This is a genomic window from Aulosira sp. FACHB-615 (assembly GCF_014698045.1).
GTDB lineage: Bacteria > Cyanobacteriota > Cyanobacteriia > Cyanobacteriales > Nostocaceae > Nostoc_B.
Genome location: NZ_JACJSE010000009.1, coordinates 1 through 17,517, shown reverse-complemented (window position 1 = coordinate 17,517; position 17,517 = coordinate 1). Strand labels below are relative to the sequence as shown.

Here is a 17,517-nt window from a genome sequence, read left to right as displayed (position 1 = left end):
ATGGCAGATCAACAGCCACAGGTAGTTTCTGGGTTACAACTTTGGCAGTGGCGTAAGCAAGCAATTCAAGCTGCGATCGCTGCTGCTGTACCCCCATTAGAAGTTGATTGGCTGCTGCAAGAAATTGCTGGTTTAGACCGTTTGTCCCTGCGTTTAGAATCTTTCAAAGACTGGGCGGAAGTAACCATCGCCATGTCTTTGAGAGATTTAGAACAGCTTTGGCAGAAACGATTGCGCGATCGCTTACCAGTGCAGTACATCGCGGGTGTGACACCTTGGCGAAATTTTAAACTGGCGGTGTCGAGTGCGGTGTTAATTCCTCGACCAGAGACAGAGTGCATCATTGATTTAGCCATAGCGGCGATCGCCCAAAATCAGGCTGTCAAGTCATTGGATCAAGGGCATTGGGTAGACTTGGGGACTGGGAGTGGTGCGATCGCTATTGGGTTGGCGGATGGGTTGCCAAACGCTACGATTCATGCCGTTGATTACAGCAACGCCGCCTTAGAAATTGCCCAAACCAACGCCAAAAATCTGGGATTTGCCGACCGGATTCATTTTTATCAAGGTTCTTGGTGGGAACCATTAACCACTCTCAAAGGCCAAATCAGTGGAATGGTTTCTAATCCGCCCTATATCCCGACGGAAACGGTGGCTACCCTAGAACCAGAAGTCAAGCAGCATGAACCACATTTGGCATTAGATGGTGGTGCGGATGGTTTAGATGATATTCGTCATTTAATTGAAGTCTCCCCCAGTTATTTACGCCCTGGTGGCGTGTGGCTGATTGAAATGATGGCGGGACAAGCGGGTGCAGTGCGAGAACTTCTGCAAAATCAAGGTAGCTATAGCGATATTCAAATCCACTCTGATTTAGAAGGAGTTGAACGTTTTGCTTTAGCGTATATAGGGAACAGGGGATAGGTGACAGGTAACAGATAGGGGTGAAAGGTTTTGGATATATACATCCCTACACCTTGACAGGAGTTATGAGTGAAAATACAAAAATTACTTATTTTCATTCATAACTTCTGACATTGGTAGATATGGCTCAAGTTGCTCTAGAAGATTTGATTGCAGGCGCACAGGCTGGCTGTTTAGTGAGTTTTCCGACTGATACTGTACCAGCACTGGCGACTTTGCCAGAGAAAGCTGCCTTAATTTTTGCCGCCAAGCAGCGCAGTCAGGATAAACCTTTGATTTTGATGGGTGCTAAGGCTGAGGATTTATGGCCTTATGTCAAGGGTGGCGAACATGAATATGAAATTTGGCAACAAGTAGTAAATAAATATTGGCCGGGAGGGTTAACGTTAGTATTGCCAGCGAGCGATCGCTTGCCCAAAGAAATGAACCCGACTGACCCAACTACGGTTGGTATTCGAGTCCCAAATAGTGCGATCGCCCGTTCTATTTTGGCAAAAACAGGCCCTTTAGCAACAACCAGTGCCAACTTTTCTGGACAGCCACCTTTACAAACGATGGCAGAAATTACGAGGCAATTTCCTGATGCGTTAACCTTAGAGACGAAAGGACTTATTGAGGAAATTTCTGGGGTTGGTGTACCTTCCACTGTTGCTAAGTGGACAGGAGAAAACTGGCAAATTTTGCGTCAAGGAAGCATCACACTGGATTAATCAGAATAATAATTGCCATATTTATGAACTGGAGCAACTGGGCATATCTCGGAGTCGGAATCATCTTAGGAATCGGTTTTCGTTGGTTATTTGCTAAGTCAGCAAACACTAGTCCTAACATATCGCCAGTAATATCAGAATCACAAGAAACTGTGTCACAACTGCGGCAAGAAATCAAACAAACGCAGTTGGCTTATCAAATGGCGCAGGAGATGAGTCAATTTAAAGCAGGTTTTTTAGCACGTACTACCCATGAATTGCGATCGCCACTCAATAGTGTGATTAGCTTGCATCAATTAATTTTGTCAGACTTATGTGAAAATCCCGCAGAAGAACGAGAATTTATCGCCCAAGCTCACGAAAAGGCTTTGAAATTGCTGCATTTGATGGATGAAATTCTCAGCGTTTCTCGAACCGAATACGGTACAAATAAATTAGATATTCAGCCCCGATGTTTAGACACAGTTTTTCAAGAAGTTAAAGACTTAACTTATATGCTGGCGGCGAATCGGAATTTTTTGTTGCAGATGTCACCCATAGATCCAGAAGTTCATGTGTTGGCAGATCATCGCTGGTTACGCCAAATTTTAGTTAATTTAGTAGACACTGCAATTACTCAAATGCAAGAGGGTAGTATTTGGGTTTCCGCCACAGTTTCAGATCATACTAATATGGCTCATATCTATTTAGATATTCCCGCCCATGCTTTACCTGAAAGTGAGCCGATAGATTTCATGAAACATAATAATGAGCCTTCTCAAACTAAAGATGAGAAGGTCAATCTTTCTCCAGGAATGAAATTATTACTCAATCAAACACTATTAGAAGTTATGGGAGCAAAACTAGAAATGCTTCCCCATTTAACAAGTCCAGAATCAACTGATTCACTAACTAGGGTACAAATTACCATTCCTGTAGCTTGAAAAAGTGCTGAGTGCTGAGTGCTGAGTGCTGAGTAAAAAGCCTCTAGTACAGATCGGTGGAAATAAAGATACCATTTCAAGTTAGTGAAAAGCTTGTGTTATAAGCTTTTTGACTTTTGACTTTTGCCTTTTGCCTTGTTGTACTAGCCTCTAACCCCTATTCCTGAAACTGTAATTCTGCTGCGGAAAGGGAATTTAGCTGTTTGGATTGGTTATGTAGCACCATAGTTGTGCTGCTGTTGGGTATAAAACCCATTTTTGTATAGAATCCTTGTTGGTGAGTGGTCATTAAATATACTCGCTCTACCAATTTCATTCGGGGATGGTTCAAAACTGTTGTGATTAATTTGCTACCTAGCCCAGTGCCTTGGTAGTCTGGGTGAATGACTACATCCCAGATTGTGGCGCGATAGATACCATCAGAAGTTGCTCTAGCAAAGCCAACGAGTTTTGTATCATCCCATAAAGAAATTACTGGCTCGCTGTTGGTAACAGCGATGTTTAAATCCTCAATACTACGTCCTTTTGCCCAAAAAGCTGCAAGATTAAATAATTCTTGGAGTTGGTAAAGGTCGATGTCAGAATGGCGATCGCTAAATTTAATCTGAGGATGGTTCATGTGTAGCAACTCAATTGCACCAATAAGTATGTTTGCTTTTATTTAGTCATATTGTGCAGAAAATTTCTCCATAGGCATAGCGAAATGCAACCATATACAAATTTATTTAACCATTCTCAGACTTACTCACAAATGAACTTCCACAGAGGATGACTAGGCCCTTGCTGGCGGATGCGACAAACTTGTTTTTCTAGGCGTTCTTTTTCTGGCTGTGGTAGTCCCATTAAAATATTACGGCTTTGCCAAACTAAAACAGAAACAGTCATAGCAATACAAAAACTTAAACCCAAGGTAGACAGGGGATGATAGATGAGTCCATATCGCACTGCTACCCAGGTAAAGTATTGTTGCCACAGGGCAATTTCTGAGCGTAAATTCCACAGACTCACAGGTGCAATCAGCAGCCATAAAAATGTCACAAATAACCATCTGCCATACACTGTCAGCTGATGTAGTTTCTGAACTTGTTTAGCAAAAGATGGGTCATTAATTGATGGTTGTTCTGATTGATCCATAGCAGGAAAAGGTCACGCGGACGTTGATGCAAATAGTGTTAGCAATTTTTGATTTTAAATGCGAGATTTTGGGTAGTTTTTGAATTTGAGTCTTGGTTTGAGAAATGTGGAAGCAGTATAAACAACATTTCAGCAAGTTAATCGAAAATCCCCAATAATTGACTAACTATCTGCTGATGCGTCAAATGCTTCGCTGTTGGTGACTGGATTGGGTTTCTCGGTACGTTCCCGCCACAAAGCTAGGAGAGTACTAGCAATAAAAATACTGGAGTAAGCCCCGGCGATGAAACCAATAATTAAGGCTAAGGCAAAGTTTTTTAGGGTTTCTCCCCCAAACAGAAAGATGGCAAATAAGGTCAATAAAGTTGTTAAGGTGGTGTTGATAGACCTAGTTAGGGTTTGATTGACGGCATCATCAACAATTTCGGCAATTGGGCGGTTAGGATTGGTTTTGAGGGTTTCACGAATGCGATCGTAAATTACCACTGTGTCGTTGACTGAAAACCCAGTAATTGTCAGCAAAGCAACGATGAAAAGGCTATCTACTTCTGTTCCGAAAACCAGACCAAAAATTGAGAATATACCTACTGTGATCAACACATCATGAAACAGAGCAATAATCGCAAAGACGGCATAATCTAACTGGAATCGGAAAGCTAGGTAGACGATAATCCCCGCAAATGAGACCACCAAAGCAATCATCCCAGAGGTAAATAACTCTCTTCCCAAGGTAGGCCCAACTGTGTCAATTTGGTTTTTCTGCTCGTCAAAAGCACCAACTTTGGCACTGAGAGCATTTTGCAACTGGGTACGCTGATCGCGATTTAAATTTTTTGTCCGAATCAAGATACCGTTTTCTTTTTTGGTTTCTTGATCGGCAACAATTTGGATACTGCTATCACCTAGCCCTTGTTCTTTGGCGACTTCCCGAACAACGTTGATATCAAGTGGCTGTTCACAGTTTTTCGGTTGACTGCAATCTCGTTCAAACTGTAGTCTTGTACCGCCGACAAAATCTAAACTTGGACGTAGAGGCGCACGAATATTTGGATTTTGCCAAGAAATCACCATTGAGATGATACCAGCGAGGATCACTGCACAAGAGATAGTCCACCAAAGCGATCGCGATTTGTTAATACTCAGTTTCATTGCGCTACCTCAGTCTTATTAGATGCTCCTGATGCTGACAGGTTCGGACAGTAAAATTCTGGTTTTCGCAGTGCAGGAATCGAAATTGCTAAAAACATAAAGGTACGACTACAGGTAATCGCAGTAAACATACTCACTGCTACGCCCAAAGCCAAGGTGAGCGCAAAGCCTTTCACCAAACCAGCACCTAGCCAGAATAACGCTGCACAAGCAATTACTGTTGTGACGTTGCCGTCTAAGATACTCGAAAAAGCGCGGTAAAAGCCAGATTCCACAGAGCGATACAATGACTTACCTGCTTGTAGTTCTTCTCTGGTGCGCTCAAAAATTAGCACGTTAGCATCCACCGCCATACCAATACTCAGAATAAAACCTGCAATACCTGGCAATGTCAGAGTTACACCTAACAAGGCAAAGCAAGCCCAAGTCAGAATAGCGTAGATAATCAGAGCAATATTCGCAATTAATCCTGGTAGTCTATAGTACAAAATCATAAATATTAATACTAAAAGCAGACCACCACTGCCAGCATAGATACTGCTGACAATACTGTCCTTACCCAAGGTTGCCCCAACGGTGCGGATTTCAGCAATTTCCACGGGTACAGGTAACGCACCACCACGCAGTTGCACGCCTAAATCATTGGCTTGTTGGGCTGTAAAGCGGCCTGTAATGACGGCTGCACCACCAGTAATCCCATTAGCCGCAAATTCTGGCCCGACTACAGGGGCGCTGATCAGTTCGTTATCAAGGAAAATCCCAATACTACGGCCTGTACCTGCTAAATTTTTGGTAATTTCAGCAAATAATTCACCGCCCTTCTGCTCAAAGCGAATGGCAACATTCCAATTGTTACCTTGTTGAGTCGGTTCACCGTAGGCATCTTGCAGGTATTTACCATTAAGGGGAGGATCGGTGCTTTCAAATAATTCCAGGATAGCTTGATTATTTTTTTGTAATTCTTCTTGATTTTTGTTAATTGCGGCTTTATCTGTGCTGTTGCGTAATTCTTGCTGCTTGGCTTTCAGTTCGGCGCGTGAAGATTGAAAGGCAAAAAGTTGGGTTTCAGTTCCAGGTTTTTGTTTACGAAATTCTAATTGTGCTGTACCGCCTAGCACTCTTTCTGCTTGTTCGGGATCATTTACCCCTGGTAACTGGACAAGAATTTTATCTGCACCTACGGTTTGAATGACTGGTTCGGAAACACCAAGGCCGTTAATTCTTCCTTCTACGACTTTCTGAACGCCTGCTAATTCGCGTTCGGTGATTTCTTTCATCCCTGGTGCGGGTTTGACTTGAATTGTAAGCTGGGAACCGCCGCGTAAATCCAGCCCCAGAGGTATCGGAATTGTGGCAATTACTGCGATCGCAGCGATTACCAAAACTAATATCAAAGCTAATAGTGACTGCTGTCTTTGCATACCATAACTCGCAACTGACAAACGCTATAATAGCGTTCTTTGATGGAGTTTATGAATGATGGGGAGTGGGGAGTGGTGAGTGGGGAGTAGGTATCAATCAAGTCAAAAGTCAAAAGTCAAAAGGTAAAAGACTATATTTCTTTTGACTTTTGCCTTTTGATTTTTGCCTTTCTACTCCCTAAACCCGCATAGCGACCATTTTCTGTACAGCTTCAACGATTTGTTCTGGCTGAACAATGGTAAGACGCTCTAGAGCGCCGTTGTATGGTGTGGGAATATCTTGGGAAGATAGACGCAATACTGGTGCATCTAATTCGTCAAAAAGGCGATCGTTAATGGAAGCAGTTAGTTCTGCACCGATACCGCCAGTCCGCATACACTCTTCTACGACAATGACGCGGTGGGTTTTGCGGATCGATGCACCGATGGTATCAAAATCCAGGGGTTTGAGTGATATTAAATCAATTACTTCGGGGTCGTAACCTTGTTTTTCTAAAGCTTTGACGGCTTGCACGACATGATGGCGCATCCGGGAGTAAGTCAGAATTGTGACATCTTTGCCTTGACGCACTACCTCTGCTTTATCTAAGGGCAGGAGGTATTCTTCTTCTGGTAAATTTTCTTTTAAGTTATACAAAAGTACATGCTCAAAGAACAGTACGGGGTTATCGTCGCGGATGGCGGATTTGAGTAAGCCTTTGGCGTTGTAGGGTGTGGAACAAGCCACAATTTTTAACCCTGGTACGGCTTGAAAGTAAGCTTCTAGGCGTTGGGAGTGTTCTGCGCCTAATTGTCTACCGACACCACCGGGGCCGCGAATTACCATTGGAATTTTAAAGTTACCGCCGGAAGTATAGCGCAGCATCCCGGCGTTATTGGAGATTTGGTTGAAGGCGAGGAGCAGAAAGCCCATGTTCATACCTTCAATAATCGGTCGCAACCCAGTCATGGCCGCCCCGACTGCTATACCAGTAAAGCTATTTTCGGCGATGGGAGTGTCTAAAACCCTCAAGTCACCATACTTTTTGTACAAGTCTTTGGTGACTTTATAGGAACCGCCATAATGTCCTACGTCTTCACCCAGAACAAATACACTGGAATCACGCGCCATTTCTTCATCAATGGCTTCCCGCAGAGCGTTGAAAAATAATGTTTCTGCCATTTAAACCTTTAGTTACGACGGTTGTTTTAGAATCTTATCGCGCTGCCGTAGCAAATACGGTGAGCGATCGCACTAGTTGGAGATGAGTTTTTGAAATATTAGTAAATCTACTGAATTCAATACTCAATAATGTTTATTTAGTATATACATAACTTGTCACAATTACGGTTGTATCTCGCTGTTATTCAGCATCATCCAGAACATGAGTAGATTTAGATTTCCGAATTTTTTGACTACGATTCGAGCAATAATTATTGTACTTTGTGGTTTGATGACTTTTTCGATATTAGGCTATGCAGCTTATCGAATTTATCAAGAATTATTTCGAGAACGTCATGTTGGTGACATAGTTAATCTAGAAACTGATTCTGATATTCAAGTGCAATTTAGCTTGGGTTCATTTGAAGTGATTAAAGGTACACCGTACCTAATGGCAACGATCAGTTCCCAACAAAATTATCGTCAGTCTTACTATGAAAAAGAAGCTGCCAGCATTCGGAATTTTTTATTTTTTAATACCAGTGATCAATCAGCTTGGAAGTTAATTCCCAATAATAACTCGTTGTTTGTACGCTATCAAACATTAGGCTTATCAACACCTCCTGAAAATGTTATCAAAAACGTGCAAGGAATTTGGTATGAAGCGGTAACGGCTGACAGCGATGGTGACAAACGTCTGACAGCAAGCGATCGCAAAACTATAGCTGTTTCTGATTTTGCTGGCAAAAATTATACTGAAGTTATCCGCCAAGTAGACCAAGTATTAGGAACCCATCAACCGAATGAATCCACTTTCCTAGTTTTTTACACCTCAGATGCAAAAAATTTCGTGACTGAAATAAATATTTTAACGCGAAAAGTGGTGGTAACAAAACCATTACCACCGTTAGAGTAAAAAGTATTGAGTCACCGAAGTTTGCTCAACGGGGGTAACCCCCGCACGCAACTTCTCGCTGAGTAATTTTCCAAAACTAGTACAGTTCAGCCTGACTATACAAGTTTCTTCATTTCATACTTCATACTTCACACTTTTTGTTTTAACCACAAACAGTTGCATCTGGGACTGGCGCTACTGAATTTTCAGGAAAACGCTTTGGTCTACCGGGTTTACGTTTATGGCGTTGATTGATGGATTTTTCACTGGCGGAGGCTAATTCTTCTGGTGTACAGCCAAATAGACGTATAGCCTCTAGATATTTTTTGGGTGTCATTGTAGGTTCAGTGCGGCCAGCTTCCCAGTTACGTACACTGGTTTCACTAATTGCAAGCCTGAAGGCCACCTCTGCACGGCTAAGTCCAGCACGTTCTCTCAGGACTTGCATATCCATAGTTTCATGCTCCCTTTAAGAATAATTTTGAATTTATTTATTAAATCGATTGGCGTTTAAGCCAATTGCAAAGAATTTATTAACTATCTTATTTTATAAGCGATCGCCAATCCTCTAGCAAACGAGGTATAACATTCATAATATAAAGAGTTTAAATATACAATGAACGTCAGCCAGGAATTGAAATAGTAGAATTTGCGGTGCGGCGTTTAAAAATAATCATCTCGTTACCGACAATGGGGTTACGGGCGACTAATCTATCTTGAGAGTCGAAAATTTCTAAATGACTAAAATTGAGTTCTTGAGAACGCTGTAATATTTCTGATGCCAGTTTGTTTTGTTGAGATTCTTTAAGAGAGTACCAATCATCATTAATTTTAATAATGAGATTGCTAGTGCGAAAATTGGCTTGAATCGACTTTATCAGACCAGAGGCAAAGCGATCGCTAATTTCTGCTACTTGATTTTCAATTGCTGCAATCAAAATTTGTTCTGGTGTTAATTCTACTGCTGGTGTCGGTTCTGGTTCTGGTGTAGGTGTAACTTCCGGTTCCGGTTCTGGTGTTGGTGTAGCTTCTGCTTGTGGTTCTGGTGTAGGTGTAACTTCTGCTTCTGGTTCCGGTGTTGGTGTAGGAGTCACTTCCGGTTCCGGTTCTGGTGTTGGCGTAACTTCTACTGGCGGCTGAGGTTCTGATCTTGTAGACTCTGGCGGAACAGTTGGCGTAGGCGTAGGTGCAGGAACTTCTTCAGCAGGCGGAATGGTAGCAATTTCCGTAGGTTTACTCGAAAATAAGCTAGAAGTTGTCCCAATCACCAAAACTAAAGTAATTCCAGCAATAATTCCTGTCAAAGTTGTGTTCGACAACTTCCTAGAGAAACTTGCTGGTAATAAAGAGCGAATTTTAGCTAATAACCCATTCCAGACTAACTGAAACTGCTGCCAAGTTGGATTGGTTGTAGATGACTCAGCCTCTAATTTCACCACGGCTGTTTCTAAAACCCCAATTGTCCCCCGCAACACTCCGATAATAGCCGCCTTCCACATTGGTGGCTTTCTGGAGTAAGGTTCTTGGGGAGAAGGTTGTGAGTTTTGGTTGCCTCGTGACATAGAACTTTCACCAAAATCAGCGAATCAAAGACAAACAATATATAGCAGGATATAGCAGGTGATAAGTTACAGGTTAATATGTCTGAATTTTTAAGCGATACTTCCGCGTTTCCTGGCTTCTTTGTAAGAAGTACCGACATTTTTTAAGCCAGCTTTAATCATTTGCTTTTCTAAAAGGGCGAAGAAACGCGCCTTATCTCCACCTCTGACTACAGCTTGATTATGTGCTTCTGCGATCGCCACTGGGTAGCCATATCCTTTTTGAACTTGCGCCAGCATCAATCCCAAGGCTTCATCAAACATAGCTGTATTTTCCACAACCCAAGCAGGGACTTCAATACGAGCAATTTCCGTACCTACGTGAACATAACAAAAATAAATGTTTTGACCTTCATAAAACTCTAAAATTCGCGCATTACTCCGCCATAAAGGGCCGCGTTGTCCTGGCTGGAGTTGAGTTGACCACAAAGACGTATCTCGTAAAGGTTCAAATACTTTGCAAGGAACTTTTTCTAACTGGTTGGGACAATAACTTACACAGTCAGGAACCGGATGGGGACAAGCCATCAACCGTAAAAAGTTAATTCCCTCCACATTCCGAGAGGCGCTGAGATAACCCATCAAAGGGATTCCTGCATCACGTAGCTGCTGCCAAGCTTGCAAAATCGGCGGTAAAATGCGATCGCGTGCTTCTAGCGGTAACTGTTCTAAAAACCAATAAACTAACGAACCATCCACCATTGCTAAGGCTGGCGCATCTCCCTTGGCTGCACAAGCTAATTCAGCTAAGACCGTTGCTTCACTCGCAGTCCGACAAAAACCCATCCATTCTTCTGTTCTAATTCCCCACTGACGCGACGCATATAAATCTTCGGGGCGGTAAAATACTTCTGGCAAACTATCAAGTAGTGGATGACGATTTTGACCGTAGTGTAAAACGACTCTGCCAATATTTAAGAGATAACAATAAGCTATTTCGTGGTGGCTGGGGGCAATTTGTGAACCGTCGGTAGCGATAACGGTATGTACTTTCGGTGGAATAGGAATATCAATGCGAGTTTCTAATGGCTCAATTGGGGTAGCATTAGCAAATAAAATGCGATCGCGCCATTTTTCTTGACGTTCAATTAAATCTTGCTGACATTCGTAAGCATTTATTAAATGTTGTTGCGCTAATTCTAAACGCTGGCGACCAGCAACAGCTTCTTGAGAGAGATGCTGGCTTAAACCTTGCATTTGTCGCGCTAATTTTGTCAGGTCAAGCATATATTTTTAATTGAACCAGAAAATATTTGATGAAATAGAGACGTAAAATTTACCGAAAAACTGGGTCTAAAGCCTGGCACTTCGAGGGCGACTTTTATTGTATTCCAATTAATCTTATACCGAGCATTGTAGTATAAGAGAGGAGGTGAAGCGATGCTAGTTTTTGAATTCAAAGCTTATGGGAAATCAACGCAATTAGCGGCAATAGATAATGCAATTCGTACTGCCAAATTCATCCGCAATAGCTGTATTCGGCTATGGATGGATGTTCAAGGCACGAGTAAAAATGACTTGCAGAAATATTGCGCTGTACTTGCTGCTAATTTCTCTTTTGCAAATGAACTCAATTCAATGGCTCGTCAAGCTAGTGCTGAACGGGCGTGGTCATCGATCTCCAGGTTTTATGAAAACTGTAAAAAGGGCATCTCTGGCAAGAAAGGTTTTCCCCAATTCCAGAAAGATTGTCGCTCGGTTGAGTACAAATCTACCGGATGGAAGCTTGCAGATAATCGCAAATCCATAACCTTTACTGACAAAAAAGGTATTGGTCGTCTAAAACTCAAAGGGACTCGTGATTTGCATTTCTACCAACCCAACCAAATCAAACGGGTGAGATTGGTAAAACGAGCAGATGGTGTATATGTTCAATTTTGTGTTGATGCAAACCGTTGTGAAAACATAGAAGCAACTGGTAAAACAGTGGGCTTAGATGTTGGATTAAAAGAGTACTACACCGATTCTGACGGGTTGGTAGTTGAGAACCCTAAATTTTTGCGTAAAGGCGAGAAAGTTCTCAAACGTTCACAACGCCGTGTTTCTAGAAAGGTAAAAGGCTCAAAAAATCGGGGTAAAGCTAGGCAGATTTTAGGTAAACGCCACCTCAAAATAAGTAGGCAACGTAAAGACCATGCGGTGAAATTAGCACGGTGCGTAGTTCAGTCCAACGACTTGATAGCCTACGTTAGCGAAGCGGGGCGCGTTTAGCGCACAGATTTGAGGATTAAAAATATGGTGAAAAATCATTGTCTAGCTAAGTCTATTAATGACGCATCTTGGTATCAGTTTCGTGTCTGGGTTGAGTATTTTGGTAAAGTATTTAAACGTGTCACGGTTGCGGTTAATCCGCAATACACAAGCCAAGAATGCTCTAGCTGTGGTGAAATTGTGAAGAAAACACTATCCACTAGGACACACGTTTGTAAATGTGGTTTTGTGATGGATAGGGATGAAAACGCAGCCAGGATCATCCTTAGTCGAGGATTGGGTACGGTAGGGCATACCGGAACCTTTGCGCTAGACGCAAGCAACGCTTGGGGAGATGCAACCTCTACTCTTGTTGGTGAAAGCCTGTATGAGCAAGTTATGTCTTAGATCCAAGAATCCCCGTGCGTTCACGCCGGGGAGTGTCAAGTCTCTACAAATTTATGACAACCAATCAGAGAAGTTTTTGGTAAACTGTGACAGAGATATTAACTGAATTTGCTCGTCATCTTGCGCTGCTTTTCTTTCTGGTTGGGTATTGTAGCCCCAGTCAGCCAGAAAAAGTTTCACATCCTCCAAATCAGCTTGCTGTTGAACTAACTGCAAAGTCTTAATTCGGTCTTCCACAAACCATAAACTCACCGGCTGTTGATTAGCTGCCTGAATTAATTCTCGCAGAATTTCATATTTCGGACGCTTCACTTCTTTGCCAAAAATTGCTGCCGGAGGTAAATTCACTCCTTCCTGTTGCAACAATTGCTGCACAAAGCGTCCCTCTTTCGTAGTCACAATGAATAACTGTACATGACTATCCAGAGTCAATTTGATTTTTTCAATCACACCCGGATAAAATCTGTGCAGACTTAGCCAGCCGTCTAAATCTGTAGCAATCCATTCATCCCGCAGGTAATCTAGTTTTGCACTGATTTCTCTAGCCTGCAAGTTATCTTTCAATAAAATTTGTGGCGTAATTGTTGTCCATTCCTGAAGAATCTCCTCATCGGACATTCCCGCCAGCAAAGCTTTAATTAAAACAGGCATTTCCCAACCTGTTTCAATCACTGGTCTGAGACGGTAAAATCTCAAAGCCAAGTCATCGGGAGGTGTATCATTATCTGGCAACCAAAGTTTACAGTAGGTTAACCATGCGACCTCAAAATATTCAATTAGTCCGTCGCAAATTACTCCGTCAAAGTCTAAGGCCAAAATTGTAGGACTACTTGCGGTCATTGTTTTGAGGATGAAAACTGCTTTTGTCAGCTTACCTGAAAAATTAAAAATTGGTAGTAATTTTTGCTAGTTTTTTGCAATTTATATTTTTTTCAAAATAGCTTCATATACCTTTAATTATTTATTTTTAACTGGCTGAAAGGAAAATTTCTCTAGAGTTTTGTTATTGATTAATCAATCTAATAATTTATCTCAACCAATCTGGTTATTGCATAAGTTTTTTTTATGTCTATAGGACTGATATTTGATTTCTGAAAAAATCAGTACACTCAGATCAGTCTTCTTTCCTACTGCCGACTCCCCATTCCCTATTCCCTACCTATCGCGCTTGCGCTGCGCTTCTCTGCGAGACGCTTTGCGAACGCGCACCACACAAATAAATTCAGAAATCAAACCGGATTCCTATATATCCTGTACCAATTCATTGAAGCGTCTCAGACTGCTTCAATTTGCAGTTAATTATTCATTTTATTAATTTTTACAATTATCTGAATATCTTTAAACAAAGAAATTAAAAAAAGCTTATTTAATTTTTTATTTGCGTTTCTGCGCTCTTAGGTGATGTAAATTAATACCCGGATTCAGCACAGTACAAAACCAACAAGCGCGAGATATAACTATTAAATTGGAAACAAAATCATGATTACCCAATCTGAGAAAACAACCTCACCAAAGCTGCTGATGGGAAATCTGGCTCCTATTTTGGAAGTCAAAACCTTAAATGGAACTATCTGGAAACTAGCTGACCAAACCCCGAAAAACTACACAATGGTTGTATTTTATAGAGGGTTACATTGTCCCATTTGTCAACAGTATATTAGTGATTTAGAGCAGAAACTCTATGATTTCCAAAAACTAGGTGTAGAAGCGATCGCTATCAGTGGTGATTCTCTAGAAAAAGCACAACAATTTCAACAACAAGCTAACATCCAAAATATCACCATTGGCTATGACTTCACCCCCGATGAAATGCGCCGTTGGGGACTGTATCTGACCAAAGGTCATTTTGAAAGTGAACCAGCCTTATTCAGCGAACCGGCTGTCTTTTTAATCAAGCCCGATAATCGTCTATACTTTGCCAATATTGGTACTCATCCTTTCTCGCGTGTCGATTTTGGTTTCCTACTTCAAGGACTAGAGTACATCATTCCCAGAAACTACCCTTTCCGTGGAACTGAGTGGGCATAATTTTTAGAATCGATTACCGTTAATTTTGTTGGTGATCTGGAGTGAGGGTAGACAGTTGGTCTATCCCTTACTCTACTCAATCATTCGGTGTTTCTTCGTATTGATGATGATAACTTCATTGATGAGTATTCACCGCAAGACTGATCAGCTAAAATGAAGCTACAAGAATTTCGCACATCATTAACTAACAGCTAGGATGCCTGGCATCAATAAGTTTCATAACTTAAAATTTTAAATCGTTAAATGCCTAGCCTCAAACTCTCAGTGACTGGAGTCGAAATTGTTAAACAAGCGCGTAAAGAAAAAGCTTGGACAATTGACGACCCACGTTGGTTAGAAGCAGTAAGTCAAATTCTCGAACCTGAATTTAGTTGGGAAAATGCAGAAGTATTTGTAGCAGGGGTATCTTTACCAACATGGAAGCGATTTCTTAGGGGCGATGGAATTGATGCCTCAGTGTTCAAGGCATTCTGTCAAGTTTTGGGTTTAAATTGGCAAGAATTAATTGATCGCCCTTTCAAATCACCTTTATCTAGCACCACTCAAATACCCGACATTCCCTTGTTTTTTGGGCGAGATTACGAATTGGCGACACTAATCAAGTCCGTTGAGGGCGGAACACGTCTGTTGGTGATTACTGGAATTGGTGGTATTGGTAAAACCGCTATAGCCACAAAACTAGCAGCAGCTTTGCAGCCACAGTTTAAGCAAACTCTCTGGTTTTCGGTTCATCTCACATCACTATCAACCCATACACCTAAAGCGTTAGAATCCCAAACATTGATGGTTTTTGATGGTTGGGATGAGATTCTCCGTGCTGGACAGTATCCTTTAGGAGCCGAATTTCTCCGCACGGTAGTGCAAACTACTCATAATAGTTGTGTAATTTTGACTAGTCGAGAGCAACCCGAAGGATTAAATATTTTAAGTGCTGCTGGTGCAGTTATTTTCCCTCTCGGCGGACTCATGGAAGGTGCAATTGAGCTTTTGCAACATCATAGACTTACCTTTAATGCTCAACAGTGGGTTGCACTAGTAAATCAATATGGTGGTAATCCTTTATTTTTGAATATGGCAGCTAATTTCATTCACGAATTATTTGCTGGGGATGTAGGAGAATTTTTAGCCTGTGGAACCATAGTCGCTGGAGAATTTGAGCCACTTGTGAGCGAATGGTTAAAGTATATTTCTCCTGTTGAAAAAATCCTGATTAAGTTTTTGACTACAAACATCCAAGGATTCACCCGTGAAGAAATACTATTAAACCTAGCCAGTGATGCGACCAATGGAGATATTTTAAAGGCACTCTTATCATTAAAACGCAGAGGATTGGTAGAAACTATCAAAGATGGGAATAAGGAGCGATTTTTTTTACAACTCGTGATTCTCAAATGCGTGCGACGTTTGTTTAATGAGTGAACCTGACTCAACCGCCACCACCACCGCCGCCACCACCGCCACCACCACCGCCACCACCACCGCCACCACCACCACCACCGCCACCACCACCGCCACCATGAGAGATGCTGTGGCTACTGGCACTGACACCACCGCCACCTCTAGAACGATTATTAGAGCTACTGAACAAGAAGATAACAAGGAAAAATAACCAGAAAAGCCACCAAAATCCACTATAATTAGGCAGAAACTGTGAATTTTGCCATTGAGGAGTCGTTACATTAGTACCTGTGCGATCAAATGTCACCTGAACTTCCAACTCATTTTTTGGTTCAATTGCTTCTTGAGCAACAAACTCAATGATTTTTGTATTCACTTGACGGATATCTGCGGATACTCCATAGCTCTGAAAATCTTTGATACTAGCAGCGAATTGTTCAGGAAGCTCTACGGTTACTTTTGCTTGTTTGATAGAGGCTTGACGATCAGCAAAGATAGCTTTCCAGTATACTTTTGCATTATTGTCATTTACGTGTAATCCGCCAATAACACGGTATTTCAAAACAAAAGTATGACTTTCAGGCGGGTTGAGTTGATGTTCCCAACGAATCCAAAGTTGATTGTTTTTAACTCCTGTTGCGGTAGGTAATAATTTACCGTTTTCTGATACGGAAACTTCGGTAATTTTGTCTAATTTATCAATAGGAATATAGCGGTAACGTTGATTTTTATAGTCTCCCGTAAATGTATATTTTTGCGTTTCAGTAATTAACATATCGCCGTTAGTTTGGACGGCAATATTAACATTCATAAATTCCCAATAGAATGGCGGTGATTGTGCTGCGGCATGATTAATCGAAAGTACTAGAATCAGAAATAGACCAAGACAAAATAGACACAATCTTTGGATGCGTTTAGTCCACATATTCATTCAGAAATCCCAAGAATAAATTATTCCAAATTGCTTGCTAGTATGGTCAATCTATAGGAATCCGATTTGATTTGGAGAAAAAATCTAAGTACGACCGTACGCCCCTACCATTGGGGAACATGGAAGTACGATCGCCTATCACCCTCGTTCAAAAATCAGTACACCCAGGTCAAGCTTCTTTCCTACTCCCTACTCCCCATTCCCTACTCCCTGCCTACACAACTAGATTCAGAAATCAAATCGGATTCCTATAGTGATTAAAAATCCTTAAGTATTAACGAAAATATCTGCATTGGTTAAAGACAATCCAGCACTGAGTGTAGCAAATTGGATTCTGGCGATCGCGCCTGTACCATCAGCATCAAAGAACAAGCCGCCTGTTACATTGTTATAAATAAATCTCTGACTACTTGTAGTCGCTGCTGCACCAATGACAAATCGATTAGCCGCGATCGCTGCACCCGCAACTAAGCCGCCACCAAAACCAGATGCAGAGACAAAAATCGTATCATCAATGACACTAAAATCAGTAATTCTATCAATACCTTCAGTCCGGGAATTGAAATTAAAGCTATCTCTTCCCAAACCACCAGTGAGTGTATCGTTACCAGCACGACCAACAAGAATATCATTGCCAGCACCACCATTTAGAGTATCATTACCT

16 protein-coding genes and 2 pseudogenes are annotated in these 17,517 nt (G+C 41.7%); 7 read left to right on the top strand and 11 right to left on the bottom strand.

Going from position 1 to position 17,517, the window contains the following annotated elements; genetic code table 11:
- From prmC to H6G77_RS16465, 3 genes are all read left to right on the top strand, one after another.
- On the top strand, positions 1-924 hold the full coding sequence (prmC, locus tag H6G77_RS16475) for a peptide chain release factor N(5)-glutamine methyltransferase (protein ID WP_190595017.1): 924 nt from the start codon (positions 1-3) through the stop codon (positions 922-924).
- Positions 925-1,046: 122 nt separating this feature from the next.
- A complete protein-coding gene (locus H6G77_RS16470; protein ID WP_190673268.1) occupies positions 1,047-1,634 on the top strand; it encodes an L-threonylcarbamoyladenylate synthase in 588 nt (195 codons plus the stop codon).
- Positions 1,635-1,657: 23 nt separating this feature from the next.
- The gene (locus tag H6G77_RS16465) at positions 1,658-2,557 is read left to right on the top strand and encodes a sensor histidine kinase KdpD (RefSeq protein ID WP_190872154.1); all 900 of its coding nucleotides are present in this window, start codon (positions 1,658-1,660) and stop codon (positions 2,555-2,557) included.
- Between the two features lie 157 nt (positions 2,558-2,714).
- On the opposite strand, the gene H6G77_RS16460 is transcribed toward H6G77_RS16465, so the two are convergent.
- The 5 genes from H6G77_RS16460 to H6G77_RS16440 form a co-directional block, all read right to left on the bottom strand.
- Positions 2,715-3,176: a GNAT family N-acetyltransferase gene (locus H6G77_RS16460; RefSeq protein WP_190673264.1), complete on the bottom strand. Its 462-nt coding sequence runs from the start codon at positions 3,174-3,176 to the stop codon at positions 2,715-2,717.
- A 122-nt stretch (positions 3,177-3,298) separates the two neighbouring features.
- Positions 3,299-3,691 carry a hypothetical protein gene (locus tag H6G77_RS16455; protein ID WP_190595013.1) on the bottom strand — a complete coding sequence of 131 codons (393 nt, stop codon included), beginning with the start codon at positions 3,689-3,691 and terminating at the stop codon, positions 3,299-3,301.
- Between the two features lie 162 nt (positions 3,692-3,853).
- A complete protein-coding gene (gene secF, locus H6G77_RS16450; RefSeq protein WP_190673257.1) occupies positions 3,854-4,840 on the bottom strand; it encodes a protein translocase subunit SecF in 987 nt (328 codons plus the stop codon).
- Positions 4,837-6,261 carry a protein translocase subunit SecD gene (gene secD / locus H6G77_RS16445; protein WP_190872153.1) on the bottom strand — a complete coding sequence of 475 codons (1,425 nt, stop codon included), beginning with the start codon at positions 6,259-6,261 and terminating at the stop codon, positions 4,837-4,839. Before secD ends, secF begins: the two co-directional genes overlap by 4 nt.
- 178 nt (positions 6,262-6,439) lie before the next feature.
- A complete protein-coding gene (locus H6G77_RS16440; protein WP_190595010.1) occupies positions 6,440-7,423 on the bottom strand; it encodes an alpha-ketoacid dehydrogenase subunit beta in 984 nt (327 codons plus the stop codon).
- A gap of 229 nt (positions 7,424-7,652) precedes the next feature.
- Here H6G77_RS16440 and H6G77_RS16435 point away from each other — a divergent pair, with 229 nt between their 5' ends.
- Complete coding sequence (locus H6G77_RS16435) at positions 7,653-8,318, top strand: hypothetical protein (protein WP_190872152.1); 666 nt, start codon at positions 7,653-7,655, stop codon at positions 8,316-8,318.
- 142 nt (positions 8,319-8,460) lie between these two features.
- Here the strand turns inward: H6G77_RS16435 and H6G77_RS16430 are convergent, their stop codons facing one another.
- The 3 genes from H6G77_RS16430 to H6G77_RS16420 all read right to left on the bottom strand — a co-directional run bounded on the left by H6G77_RS16430 (position 8,461) and on the right by H6G77_RS16420 (position 11,125).
- A complete protein-coding gene (locus H6G77_RS16430) occupies positions 8,461-8,751 on the bottom strand; it encodes a DNA-binding transcriptional regulator (RefSeq protein ID WP_190595008.1) in 291 nt (96 codons plus the stop codon).
- 169 nt (positions 8,752-8,920) lie between these two features.
- Positions 8,921-9,859 (bottom strand): hypothetical protein, encoded by a 939-nt coding sequence (locus tag H6G77_RS16425; protein WP_190872151.1) that lies wholly within the window; start codon positions 9,857-9,859, stop codon positions 8,921-8,923.
- A 90-nt stretch (positions 9,860-9,949) separates the two neighbouring features.
- A complete protein-coding gene (locus tag H6G77_RS16420; RefSeq protein ID WP_190595006.1) occupies positions 9,950-11,125 on the bottom strand; it encodes a DNA double-strand break repair nuclease NurA in 1,176 nt (391 codons plus the stop codon).
- Positions 11,126-11,278: 153 nt separating this feature from the next.
- Between H6G77_RS16420 and H6G77_RS16415 the strand changes: the two are divergent.
- A pseudogene (locus H6G77_RS16415) lies at positions 11,279-12,496 on the top strand (RNA-guided endonuclease InsQ/TnpB family protein).
- A gap of 51 nt (positions 12,497-12,547) precedes the next feature.
- On the opposite strand, the gene H6G77_RS16410 reads toward H6G77_RS16415, so the two are convergent.
- Positions 12,548-13,336, bottom strand: a complete 789-nt coding sequence (locus H6G77_RS16410; protein ID WP_190595274.1) for an HAD family hydrolase — start codon at positions 13,334-13,336, stop codon at positions 12,548-12,550.
- 639 nt (positions 13,337-13,975) lie between these two features.
- On the opposite strand from H6G77_RS16410, the gene H6G77_RS16405 reads away from it, so the two are divergent.
- Together H6G77_RS16405 and H6G77_RS16400 are read left to right on the top strand one after the other, a co-directional pair.
- Positions 13,976-14,524, top strand: coding sequence for a redoxin domain-containing protein (locus H6G77_RS16405; protein ID WP_190872150.1), 549 nt, complete (start codon positions 13,976-13,978; stop codon positions 14,522-14,524).
- Between the two features lie 243 nt (positions 14,525-14,767).
- Positions 14,768-15,943: an ATP-binding protein gene (locus tag H6G77_RS16400; protein ID WP_190595272.1), complete on the top strand. Its 1,176-nt coding sequence runs from the start codon at positions 14,768-14,770 to the stop codon at positions 15,941-15,943.
- 7 nt (positions 15,944-15,950) lie between these two features.
- Here the strand turns inward: H6G77_RS16400 and H6G77_RS16395 are convergent, their stop codons facing one another.
- Both H6G77_RS16395 and H6G77_RS16390 read right to left on the bottom strand, forming a co-directional pair.
- The gene (locus tag H6G77_RS16395) at positions 15,951-16,853 is read right to left on the bottom strand and encodes a DUF2207 domain-containing protein (RefSeq protein ID WP_313954505.1); all 903 of its coding nucleotides are present in this window, start codon (positions 16,851-16,853) and stop codon (positions 15,951-15,953) included.
- Between the two features lie 267 nt (positions 16,854-17,120).
- Positions 17,121-17,517: pseudogene (locus tag H6G77_RS16390) on the bottom strand (calcium-binding protein); the annotation flags it as partial.